Source organism: Clostridium algoriphilum (assembly GCF_020443705.1).
Classification (GTDB): Bacteria; Bacillota; Clostridia; order Clostridiales; family Clostridiaceae; genus Clostridium_AD; species Clostridium_AD algoriphilum.
The window spans coordinates 1-11,883 of the sequence record NZ_JAIZZK010000058.1 but is presented as its reverse complement, the minus strand read 5'-3'; the positions used below and the strand labels follow the sequence as shown (position 1 = coordinate 11,883).

Annotated in this window: 10 protein-coding genes; 6 read left to right on the top strand and 4 right to left on the bottom strand. The window is 30.1% G+C overall.

The window, feature by feature from the left end:
• Window positions 1-138: 138 nt before the first annotated feature.
• The 3 genes from LGK95_RS20835 to LGK95_RS20825 all read right to left on the bottom strand — a co-directional run bounded on the left by LGK95_RS20835 (window position 139) and on the right by LGK95_RS20825 (window position 2,296).
• Window positions 139-1,167: a branched-chain amino acid aminotransferase gene (locus LGK95_RS20835; protein ID WP_226126826.1), complete on the bottom strand. Its 1,029-nt coding sequence runs from the start codon at window positions 1,165-1,167 to the stop codon at window positions 139-141.
• Window positions 1,168-1,384: 217 nt separating this feature from the next.
• Complete coding sequence (locus tag LGK95_RS20830) at window positions 1,385-1,528, bottom strand: hypothetical protein (RefSeq protein ID WP_226126823.1); 144 nt, start codon at window positions 1,526-1,528, stop codon at window positions 1,385-1,387.
• Window positions 1,529-1,648: 120 nt separating this feature from the next.
• A complete protein-coding gene (locus LGK95_RS20825; RefSeq protein ID WP_226126822.1) occupies window positions 1,649-2,296 on the bottom strand; it encodes a RusA family crossover junction endodeoxyribonuclease in 648 nt (215 codons plus the stop codon).
• A 317-nt stretch (window positions 2,297-2,613) separates the two neighbouring features.
• Here LGK95_RS20825 and tsaD point away from each other — a divergent pair, with 317 nt between their 5' ends.
• Both tsaD and LGK95_RS20815 read left to right on the top strand, forming a co-directional pair.
• Window positions 2,614-3,636, top strand: coding sequence for a tRNA (adenosine(37)-N6)-threonylcarbamoyltransferase complex transferase subunit TsaD (tsaD, locus tag LGK95_RS20820; protein ID WP_226126821.1), 1,023 nt, complete (start codon window positions 2,614-2,616; stop codon window positions 3,634-3,636).
• Between the two features lie 680 nt (window positions 3,637-4,316).
• Window positions 4,317-5,528: an AI-2E family transporter gene (locus LGK95_RS20815; protein WP_226126819.1), complete on the top strand. Its 1,212-nt coding sequence runs from the start codon at window positions 4,317-4,319 to the stop codon at window positions 5,526-5,528.
• Between the two features lie 346 nt (window positions 5,529-5,874).
• Here the strand turns inward: LGK95_RS20815 and LGK95_RS20810 are convergent, their stop codons facing one another.
• On the bottom strand, window positions 5,875-6,012 hold the full coding sequence (locus LGK95_RS20810) for a hypothetical protein (RefSeq protein ID WP_226126827.1): 138 nt from the start codon (window positions 6,010-6,012) through the stop codon (window positions 5,875-5,877).
• An 865-nt stretch (window positions 6,013-6,877) separates the two neighbouring features.
• Here LGK95_RS20810 and LGK95_RS20805 point away from each other — a divergent pair.
• From LGK95_RS20805 to LGK95_RS20790, 4 genes are all read left to right on the top strand, one after another.
• Window positions 6,878-7,417, top strand: a complete 540-nt coding sequence (locus LGK95_RS20805) for a hypothetical protein (RefSeq protein ID WP_226126818.1) — start codon at window positions 6,878-6,880, stop codon at window positions 7,415-7,417.
• Window positions 7,418-7,942: 525 nt separating this feature from the next.
• Window positions 7,943-9,970, top strand: coding sequence for a urocanate hydratase (locus tag LGK95_RS20800; protein WP_226126817.1), 2,028 nt, complete (start codon window positions 7,943-7,945; stop codon window positions 9,968-9,970).
• A gap of 262 nt (window positions 9,971-10,232) precedes the next feature.
• Window positions 10,233-11,300, top strand: coding sequence for a hypothetical protein (locus tag LGK95_RS20795; RefSeq protein ID WP_226126816.1), 1,068 nt, complete (start codon window positions 10,233-10,235; stop codon window positions 11,298-11,300).
• Between the two features lie 90 nt (window positions 11,301-11,390).
• On the top strand, window positions 11,391-11,768 hold the full coding sequence (locus tag LGK95_RS20790) for a hypothetical protein (RefSeq protein WP_226126815.1): 378 nt from the start codon (window positions 11,391-11,393) through the stop codon (window positions 11,766-11,768).
• Window positions 11,769-11,883: the final 115 nt, after the last annotated feature.

Sequence of the window (11,883 nt, the reverse complement as noted above, 5' to 3'; positions counted from 1 at the left end):
GCAATGATAAGGTAACATCATTTATCAAACTAAAATAATATCTTATTAAAATTACATAACTCAATTATTTTGCCTATAGAAAGAGAATACACAAAATAATTTACACCCTCTCTGAAGTTGTTTTTTTATTGTGTATCTTTATTTAACTTTTACAATCCAACCAGCGGGTGCGGCTACATCTCCAAATTGAATTCCATAAAGGGTATCATAAAGTTTTTTGGTGATTGGACCTACCTCTGTTTCGCTGTGGAAAACATGAAGTTTACCTTTATATTCTATGCCACCAATAGGTGATATAACAGCAGCAGTTCCACATGCACCTGTTTCTTTGAAATCACTAAGTTTATTTATTGGAACATCTCTTTCTTGTACTTCTAATTTTAAATATTCTTTTGCAATGTGAATTAAAGAGTATTTAGTTATGCTAGGAAGTATTGATGGTGATTTTGGAGTTACAAATACATTATCATTAGTAATTCCAAAAAAGTTTGCAGCACCAACTTCTTCAATTTTGGTGTGAGTTGCAGGATCAAGGTATATACAGTCTGCAAATCCTTTTTCTACAGCGTGTTCATGAGCAAGAAGACTTGCTGCATAGTTTCCTCCAACCTTTACATCCCCTGTGCCATAAGGTGCAGCTCTATCGTATTCATCTGATATCATAAAGTTTACTGGTGCTAGTCCACTTTTGAAATAAGCACCAACAGGACAACAGAATACCCCGAATAGAAATTCAGGAGCTGTACTTACTCCAAGATTATCTCCGATACCTATTACATAAGGCCTAAGATAAAGTGTTGCTCCAGTTCCGTATGGTGGTACAAAAGCTTCATTTGCTTTAACAACCTGTAAACATGCATCAACAAACTTATCAATTGGAATCTCAGGAATTAGAACACGTGAACAACTGCGCATTAAACGCTTGGCGTTTTCGTATGGCCTAAATAATTGGATGCTACCATCCTTTGTACGATAAGCTTTTAAGCCTTCAAAACATTGCTGGCCATAATGAAGAGCTGTTGAAGCTTCACTTATATTAAGTTTATTATCCTCTACTAGTTCTCCGTCATCCCATTTACCATTCTTCCATATTGAGATATAACGCAGGTCTGTCTTACTATAAGCAAAACCTAATTTGCTCCAATCAATGTTAACATTTGTGCTCATATTAATCCTCCTATTATGTAAAATCATTTTATTTTAAAAGATGTTTTATATAGTATTATAACATAGAATATGGATATTTAGTCTGTTTTCAGTATTTTAATAAAATAAATGCAGAATATTCTTAAAACGAATAAAAAGTTGCATTAATGTAACAAAAATCCCATTAATGCAACATTTTATTCGCTTTCTGATTGCTTATTTTCATATGTTTAACTTATTACCTTAATCCTTCAGGACTGTTTTTTTTATTTTTCGACTTATTATTATTGATATCATTTAAAGTTTCAAAACTTGTACTATTTTCCATGTTACTTATAGCATCATTAACCTTTTTGTTTTTAGTTTTTTTATTTCTATTCATGAGTTTATCTCCCTTCATATTTTGTAGTGTTTATATTAATAGCATAGCCAGATTTATTTGTAATATGTATAAACTGAAACAGTCAATCCATTTAGCAAGTTGTACATGGATCGACTGTCCTTAAAATAGCTTTTTAAAACAGTTTTTGCATATTGAAGTTTTACCCTTGTTTGCTGAGATATAATCATCCTTTGACACAGGCTTTTTACAAATTTCACATATGAATTTTGAAGTAGGACTAGTAGTAGATTCAGGTTTTGCTTTAGTTACTTTAGCTGCTTTACAACCGAAGGTGTTTTTTTTGTTTGAGGGTGGATCGTAATTAATAGGCTGTTGTTTTTCTTTTTTTTCAACTATTGCATATTCCATTGCATATGTACTTTCACCAAATAGTTCTAATTCAAACCTCGGATTTTCTGTATCGTAAAACTCTTCAATAATGAGTCTTGTAACTTGTGCATCATTTACGATAAGACCACTTTTTTCTATACCATCAAAAATACTTTTTGTTATGTTGTTTGTATCGGGATGTCTTTTTATACTTTTATAATATACTTTTAAAACAGCAATAAGAGATTCTGTTAAAAAAGTGCTGGAATTTTGAAGTCTACATTGATAGGCAATTTCTTCTTCATATAAAGCATATCTATCATGGTATTTACCAGAATTATAAGGTAAAATAGCTCTACCATTAGTGTTGAAAAGCTTAAAATTAGATTTTGAAATAGGCGAGCCTTTTATTATGACTTTTGCGTAGGTGTTACTCATATGTTCCTCCTAGGATCTATATTAAATGTTTAATAATTATTAAACACCATTAAAAAAAGTTATCCGTTGCATCTTTGTCTAATTATTTTTAGATGCCATAATTAAACGTTCCACACAATAATTATATCATAGAAAGAAAGACACCTTTGCAATACACTTAAAATAAGTGCCTACACTTGGAATAGTATATAATAATTTGATATGCTAAAGTTAATAAAGTATAATTAATATGGGTTATTAACAGATTCAACATTCTTAGAATGTTTGTATGAATAGATAAAATATTATATAAACTATATTAAAGGTGGGTAAAAACAATGGAAAAGGATATTAAAATACTTGCAATTGAATCTAGTTGCGATGAGACAGCAGCAGCTGTAGTTATGAATGGACGAGAAGTTTTATCAAATATAATAGCATCACAAATTGATATACATGAAAAATTTGGAGGAGTAGTCCCAGAGGTAGCATCTAGAAAGCATATAGAAGCAATAAGTGCTGTAGTTCAAGAGGCATTAGATGAAGCTAAGGTTACCTTAGAGGACATAGATGCAGTAGGAGTAACTTATGGGCCCGGACTCGTAGGAGCACTACTAGTAGGAGTGCAATATGCTAAAGGACTCGCATATGCAACTAATAAACCCTTAGTTGGAGTTAATCATATAGAAGGCCATATAAGTGCTAATTTTATTCAATATAAGGAGCTTGTACCGCCTTTCATGTGTTTGGTAGTATCAGGTGGACATACATTTATTGTATACATGAAAGATCATGGTGACTTTGAAGTTATGGCTCAAACTAGAGATGATGCCGCGGGTGAAGCCTTTGATAAGGTGGCTCGTGCAATTGGGCTAGGGTATCCAGGTGGACCTAAAATAGATAAAATTTCAAAAGAAGGAAATGCAGATGCTATAAAGTTTCCAAGAGCTAAATTTCATGAAGCTAGTTTAGATTTTTCTTTTAGCGGAGTTAAATCTTCGGTACTAAATTATCTAAATAAAATGAATATGAAGAATGAGACAATTAATGTTCCTGATATAGCTGCATCTTTTCAAAAGGCAGTGGTTAGTGTACTGGTAGATAATGCTCTAGAGGCATGCGCTATTAAAGGAGTAGATAGAATAGCAATTGCAGGTGGTGTGGCATCGAATTCTTGCCTTAGGGAGACTATGATAAAAGAAGGAAAAAAGAAAAATATAAAAGTTCTGTTTCCTGAGATGATTCTTTGCACTGACAATGCAGCCATGATTGGAAGTGCAGCTTACTTCGAATTAATAAGGGGAAGAGTTTCACCTCTAACGCTTAATGCAATACCGAACTTAAAACTTGGGGAAAGATAGGGTAATAGTAGAAATACTGTGGTCGTTTTTTTATTCAATAAAATAATTCTCAACTACTTTTCTTATTAGATATTAACATCGCTGCAATCGTAATAATTATTGTTATTATTACATATGTAAATATCATATATATAGAACCTTCCAACTACTTCTAAATAAAATAAGAGTGTAAATAAATGCTCTTGTTTTATTTTTTGTAATGTTGTTATAAAATATTTAACTTTTCAGACCTCAATTGAACAAGACCTGATGTAAATTCTTTTGTGCTTTTTAAATTCAGTCGTTGGTTGGGCCTTCCATCTTTGAAAAGCCTAATTCCACTCCCTAAGAATATTGGAATTATAGATATTGTAATTCATCAATCATATTGATTTTAATCAATTGATTTACAATCTCTGCACCGCCATCAATAAAGATATTACTACCCAAAGAAAATCTAGGAAAGACGATACCCCAATAGAAATGGCGATTGCATTAGCCATAGGAATTTATAATTATACAAAAACTAGTATATAAATATTCGTAGTAAAAATTAGAATTATTGTTTGCTATCCATCTACTTTATATGGCATATTTTACTGTATACATTATTAGTTAAAGGATTTCCATCCATGCTTTTAGTGTAAGGTAATTAGAAAAATAAATCTAAAAAACAGGCTAGTTAGAAAGGGGAGGTAAAGATGAAAATAGATAAAAAATTAGTACAATACTGCTTATATGCTACGGGAACCGTGCTTCTAATTTATATTGGCATAACAATTTGTAATAACATAAGTTTTATATTTTCTTTATTATATAGTACATTAGAGAAAATTATTGGACTTGTAAAACCGCTTCTTATGGCATTAGTAATTGTGTATTTATTGAAACCGGGTGTGAAAAGTATTGAAAATTTCTTGGAAAAGAGAAAAGTATTTAAAAAAACATCTTCCAGAAGAATAGTGGGGATTTTAGGAGTGTACATGTTAGTAATAGCCAGTGTCGTAGCTGTTATTAGTGGAATATATATTATGATTGGTGGAAAACTTTCTAACAATATAACCATATCTAATATGACAGGATACCTGACTAATTATTTAAATAATTCAGCATTGTCAGTTAGTTCTATTACTAATAAATTACAAAGTTCAAATATCTCAATACTGGGAAACTTAAATGATAAGATTGCTAAAATTTTAAGTTATGTTCAGTCATATTTTTCTACAAGTATAGGAGTAATGACAGATTCTATTGTATCCATAGGTGGCAATATAGCTTCGTTTTTTATAGCTATAGTTTTAAGTATTTATTTAATACAAGATTCAGAGTACTTTATAGATTTATGGAATAAAATTTTCAATCTTATATTTGGGAAAAGTAAAGCAGGAAATAAATTGAAAGAGATATTATCTATTATAGATAATACATTTTATAAATATATAAGAGGACAATTATTAGAAGCTTGTTTTGTGGGAGTTTTATCAGCTATTGTACTGTATTTTATTGGAATAGATTATGCTTTAATAATAGGAATTATTGCAGGCATTTGTAACATGATACCATATATTGGGCCTATTGTTGGAACTGTTCTCGCAGTAATTATTGCACTACTAAGTGGACAACCTATTACAGCAATATGGGCAATTATTGGAATGATTATAGTTCAACAAGTGGATAATAACCTGTTAGCACCTAAAATTGTTGGAGATAGTGTGGGGTTACATCCAGTATTTATTATGCTTGCAATTATTATAGGGGGAAATATAGGTGGACTTACAGGTATGCTTATAGCTGTACCTGCTTCTGCTTCTTTGAAAATATTACTTAGTAAATGGTATACTTCTCACATGCAGCGAGTTACCACACGGATATCTGACAATAGTATGCCTGTAGGAAAAAACGAACAGAAGTAAAAACAAACAATTAAAATGCATTAATCACTATCTAATTGTACTATTAATAACGTAAATCTATATGAAAAATATTTAGGTATCGGAGTATTGACAACACTATTACAATCTATTCAATGGAGTTTGATATTTGAAATTATGTCCAGTAAAATACTATTTACTCATATTTCTAAACATATTATAGTAAACATACTCTATTTTTAAAACCTATCTCAGTATGTTAGTAGAGCTATACCAATATTTTTACTAATATGTCTTAAATTTTGAAGTTATTATTTTGTAAAAATAAAAAACCGTACAACATAATAATAAATTTTATTTATGATTTTAATTTCAAAAGAAAATAACTTCAAAAAAGCCTAGCAATTACACCCTTTGCAATAGGGCAATGGTAAGCTTTTAAGCCCTTTATGATATTCAATACATTCACTGCACTTACCATGCCTTTCACATTTTTTCCTCTTGCAATTACAGATGTTACTTCCATTCTCCAACATATTTTACCTCCCTATTTATGGTTACTTCCCCTTTCAGGACATTTGCTAACCATGATAATTCCGTTATACTTAATCTATTAACATTCTTTTAATTATACCTTAACTTTCAAACAGCAATGGTGGAAACATAGCAACGACCCTAACAAGCGAACCATTAGCAACCTTAAATTTTGAAGGCAAACAATATAGTGTAAATAAGATACTAACAAGCTTATTTAAGTTTGTCATGTTTGGCCTAGTAACCAGTAAAGAGATAACTAATATTAGGCGCCCTTTCTACAAAATCACTTTAAAAATATAGTATCCAAATATTTTTAAAAAGCCTTTATTATACATCTGACGACTTTTCAATAAATCAATTATACAGTCAAAACGGATTTATTAAAAGTACCAGTTTAAATAACTTTATAGGATACAGTTTGAAGGAGTGTTTTTAAGATGATTGTTATCAATAATGAATCCTGATTGATAATAATACCAATAAAATTTTTGAATTACTAAGGTATTACAAAAATGTTGAGGGTGGTAAGATATGCAGACTTATTATATCGAAGGGCTTTTGCTAGTCGTCAAATGCGTATGATTTACTTCCATAATTGTTTTAATGTCTGATAATTTATGTGTTATTCTTTGCTTTGTTTAATTTGACAAGCTATAAATACTTTAATATAATTTATTTATAGATTCCAAGCTATAAATAAAACCATAACACAAATGCCATGTAACAATACTGTATACAAAAGAGTTAAGTAGCATTTTCTAACATATCAATAACACTACACAACGTGCATTTAAAGGTTTATTGTCAAAGTATTTAAATTACAACACAGCATGACATACATATGGAGGTCAACAATGAAAAAAAGAGATATTGCAATACAAGTAATATTTATTCTAGCAATAATAGGGATAGCACTATTTGAAGGAAGAACTATCCTGCATCCAACTCCATCTACCGGCTACATGACAGTAAAAAAATTTGTAACTGCGTACTATACCGTAAGTCAAGAAGATTACGACTATTATACAGCATCATTAAAAGGTGTACCATTAACAGACACTACTTATATAAGAATTACAGATAAATTTAAACCCTATTTAAGTAACATATCATTTGTTCCATTTACTTCTTCAAGACTATCGTATAAAAGAGTACTTACTGCATATAAAAATAACGTTCTAGTAAAAGTTAAAAGCATAACAATAAAAGAGAACTTTAATAACGCAGATACACAAGCTAAAACAAAAGAGTACTACTACGAACTACAACTTAACGAGACGGATATAAAAACTAAAAAAATAACAGTAGTAAGTCATGCATCAACACTAACTGTCGTAAACGAAGATAATACATGGAAAATATTGAATTCTAATCCTACTAGTTTAACATACTAAACCTATAACTAGGTTTGTTGTACCAGTTAACTAATACAACCATAGCCCATTGAAATCAATGAGTGATTTCAATGGGCTATGGTTGTATTAAAATATAAAGAATTATAGAAAGTTTGAAGAGCATTTATTTTATTCACAAATAGGACACCTAGCACAACATAATTAAAATTATATTGAACTATTAGAAAAACACATCTGGAGCTCTAGATGTGTTTTTCTATATTCTTTTGTTATTTAATATCTTCAGTGGGTTTTATTATTCTGACATCATTATAAGATCATGTTAATACTATTTATATCCATTATGATATTTGAAGATTAGTGCGCATCGTAAACGTTATATAGTATAATTTTTATGTATCATAGTGTGATATTAACGTGTAGATAATTTCGCGATGTTATGTATACAATAAAATGAAGGAATATAAGAATAAATGCAGAATAGATGAAATATAAATAAAATTAAAACAATAATATTTTAGAAATATATGAAGCACTAGTGTTAGTACTTAGGAGGGTATATATATGATTAACAATTTTGATATTGAACAGGCTATGACAATTAAGATAGACGACGAATTGCCTAATATGCCTAAGTTTACACCTGAAATAAGAAGGGCGCCTGATAGAGGATTTACTCTATCGAAAGATCAGGCAGAGCTTGCCCTTAAAAATGCACTCAGATATATTCCAGAAAAATATCATGCAAAGCTTGCACCAGAGTTTATGGAAGAGTTAATTACAAAGGGAAGAATATATGGATATCGCTATAAACCAGAAGGCAGAATTTATGGAAAACCTATAAGCGAATATAAAGGAAATTGTCTAGAGGGTAAAGCATTCCAAGTAATGATTGATAATAATCTAGATTCAGATATAGCATTATATCCTTATGAATTAGTTACCTATGGTGAAACGGGGCAAGTATGTCAAAATTGGATGCAGTATAGACTTATAAAAAAGTATTTAGAGAATTTAACTAAGGATCAAACTCTTGTATTAGAGTCTGGACATCCACTTGGGCTTTTTAAATCGTCAGAGCAAGCACCAAGAGTAATTATTACAAATGGTCTTATGATAGGGATGTTTGATAATCCCAAGGACTGGCATATAGCAACTCAGCTTGGAGTTGCGAATTATGGTCAAATGACAGCAGGGGGATGGATGTATATAGGACCACAGGGAATAGTACATGGAACCTTTAATACATTACTAAATGCAGGAAGACTAAAACTTGGAATACCTAGTGATGGTGATTTAAGAGGCAAAATATTTATAACTTCTGGACTTGGTGGAATGAGTGGAGCACAACCTAAAGCAATTGAGATTGCAAATGGAGTTGGGATAATTGCAGAAGTTGATTATTCGAGAATCAAAACGAGATTAGATCAAGGATGGGTAAATATTGCGTCAGATAATCTTGAAGAAATATTTAAAATTGTTGCAGAAAAATCAGTTAAAGAAGAAAAAATATCTATAGCTTATCATGGTAATATAGTAGATTTGCTTCAATATGTAGCCGATAAAAATATAAAGATAGATTTGTTATCAGACCAAACATCTTGTCATGCCCCATATGATGGAGGATACGCACCACAAGGAGTTGCATTTGAGGAGAGAACAAGTTTACTAAAAACAGATAGAAAAAAGTTTAGACAGTTAGTTGATAAAACATTAATTAAACATTTTGAATTAATTAAGATAATGGTTGGAAGAGGAACATATTTCTTTGATTATGGTAATTCATTTATGAAAGCTGTATATGATGCAGGTGCTATAGAAATATCAAAAAATGGCGTAGATGAAAAAGATGGATTTATATTTCCATCATATGTAGAGGATATTATGGGACCCATGCTTTTTGATTATGGTTATGGACCATTTAGGTGGGTATGTCTAAGTGGAGATCATATCGATTTGGTGAAAACTGATAAGGCAGCTATGGGATGTATTGACCCAAATAGACGCGGGCAGGACAGAGATAACTATATATGGATAAGAGATGCAGAAAAAAATAAATTAGTAGTTGGAACTGAAGCTAGAATTCTTTATCAAGATGCGCAGGGGAGAATAGATATTGCATTGAAGTTTAATGATATGGTACGATTAGAAGAGGTTGGTCCTATAATGCTTGGACGTGATCATCATGATGTAAGTGGAACTGATTCTCCATTTAGAGAAACTTCTAATATAAAAGATGGTAGCAACATAATGGCAGATATGGCTGTCCAATGTTTTGCAGGAAATGCTGCTAGAGGTATGAGTTTAGTTGCTCTTCACAATGGGGGAGGGGTAGGAATTGGCAAGTCTATTAATGGTGGATTTGGTCTTGTACTTGATGGTAGCGACAGAATAGATAATATTATAAAGTCCTCGATGGCGTGGGATGTTATGGGTGGAGTGGCTAGGCGCGCTTGGGCGAGAAATCCACACTCAATAGAAACAAGCATTGATTACAATAAGAAAAATGCTAATACTGATCATATTACGTTGCCATACTTAATAGATGATGAAATAATATTTAAAGCTGTAAAAGGAGTCTTCAATAAATAAATAATAAATAAAGCAAAGGCATTAGTTAATTTCAAACACTGATGCTTTTTCGATATTTAGTGGATAGATTAATCTATAATAACAAAAGAAGTTAAATTAACTATAAAAAAAAATGTATATATAACATTTGTAAGTATTTAAATATTGAGGGATAAAACAAAAAAATCCAGTTGATAGCATATTATAAGTAGAGTATAATAGTCTAAGTTTCATTTAATTAAAATAATAATTATTCTTACGAATTTAAACGAGGAGCAAAATTATGATTACCCATCAGAAAATAACAAAAACAATTTTTAAGTTACTCATTATGGCAATATGTCTATCTTTAAGCGTATTTATCCTGATGGCTTGTTCAAATAAAACTGAAAAAAACAATAAGAATAAAACACAAAATAAAACAGTAGCTATTACTAAATTAACAAAAATTGCATTTGAAAAAGATAATAATGTTTATCTCTATGATGAAATAAATAAACAGATTAAATCTTTAGGGGATAGCTCAAAATCAAAGGATTTATTAGAGCTTTCTGAGGATAAAACTAAACTAGTATTTAGAAATTTTAATCAGGAAAAAGAAATATATCCACCACACATAAATGTTTATGATGTTAAGACAGGAGAATTAACAGATATTGTTATAAATGATAAAAGCCTTCAACAAATTATTGATCTTAAATGGATAGACGATGAGAATATACTGATTACAGGCCACATTAACCCCTCAGCATCTGGTTATGCTATATATAACATTAAAAGCAAAGCAGAGTTAATATCTTGTGTGGGGACCATAAGAGCTGTTACTATGGATGAAAAAAAGATTCTTTACAGTGATACACCTCATACATTTCCACAGCCTAAGGCAAATTTATATATTAACGGTAATAAAATTTATGAAACAACTGATGTAAATGAAGAAATATATGATGGGGCGATATCTAAGGATGGTAAGATGATTGCTTTTAGAAGTTGGATTGAGGATGCAAAAAATATAAATGGTAAAACAAGTGCTTATCTTAATACAGCAAAAGTTAATAGTGATGGAAAATCAATTAGCGATTTAAAAAAGATAGTTATAGATACTGATACAACTGGGGACCTAAAATTTAACGAAAAAAATAATATAAGTATTGTAGGTGAAGAATTTACATATAAATTACAATCGAGCAAACTTATTAAGGCTAAAAATACTTTGCCAAAGGAAACAGAAATTTCTGCTGAGCAACTTAAAAAATTTAAACAAATTTTAGCTAAACAATTTCCTAATGATTCCATTACAGATGAAACGTTACTCGAAGACATAGATATATATAATATGGTGCAATTTTAGATGCGTTTTTATAAAAATGAGGAAATAATATTCTAAAATTTGGTATAATGACCTTAGTAGTTTCCGAAAAATTATGGAAGAAGGGTTATTATGAAAAATAAAAAATATTATAAAACTCTAAACAAAAAGAAGAATGCAAAGACTATACCAAAATTAATATGGAGCAAATTAGGAATGTTATTAGGGGTTATTATACCTATTGCCATGTTAATAGCTTATTCTATGAATGAAAACTTTTTCTCTATTATAAGAATTTTATCAATTTTTGTTTTAATTATAAGCATAGCTGCTTATTTAAAAGGTGAAATTATATATTCTCATCCTAAAGTAGTACATCGTGGTAATATAGTAGAAAATAAAAAAGATTCTCTTTCTCTTAATAAAGGAACAGTCCAAGTTGTATTATCAATACTAATAATTATATTATTGACATATTTAGTACAAATTATATATAAAGTAATGGGGTGAATTTAATGATAGTGTTAACTAACTTATGAAAAAACAGGAATGTAAATATTAGGGTTTTAATTGCACGTTGAAAAGTGAAAAAATACTTTGAAGAAATACAATGCAGTTTTGTTTG

Bases quoted from the DNA above. Each gene is read 5' to 3' on its own strand.
- LGK95_RS20835 (WP_226126826.1), bottom strand. From the start codon at position 1,167: ATGAGCACAAATGTTAACATTGATTGGAGCAAATTAGGTTTTGCTTAT.
- LGK95_RS20830 (WP_226126823.1), bottom strand. From the start codon at position 1,528: ATGAATAGAAATAAAAAAACTAAAAACAAAAAGGTTAATGATGCTATA.
- LGK95_RS20825 (WP_226126822.1), bottom strand. From the start codon at position 2,296: ATGAGTAACACCTACGCAAAAGTCATAATAAAAGGCTCGCCTATTTCA.
- tsaD (WP_226126821.1), top strand. From the start codon at position 2,614: ATGGAAAAGGATATTAAAATACTTGCAATTGAATCTAGTTGCGATGAG.
- LGK95_RS20815 (WP_226126819.1), top strand. From the start codon at position 4,317: ATGAAAATAGATAAAAAATTAGTACAATACTGCTTATATGCTACGGGA.
- LGK95_RS20810 (WP_226126827.1), bottom strand. From the start codon at position 6,012: ATGGAAGTAACATCTGTAATTGCAAGAGGAAAAAATGTGAAAGGCATG.
- LGK95_RS20805 (WP_226126818.1), top strand. From the start codon at position 6,878: ATGAAAAAAAGAGATATTGCAATACAAGTAATATTTATTCTAGCAATA.
- LGK95_RS20800 (WP_226126817.1), top strand. From the start codon at position 7,943: ATGATTAACAATTTTGATATTGAACAGGCTATGACAATTAAGATAGAC.
- LGK95_RS20795 (WP_226126816.1), top strand. From the start codon at position 10,233: ATGATTACCCATCAGAAAATAACAAAAACAATTTTTAAGTTACTCATT.
- LGK95_RS20790 (WP_226126815.1), top strand. From the start codon at position 11,391: ATGAAAAATAAAAAATATTATAAAACTCTAAACAAAAAGAAGAATGCA.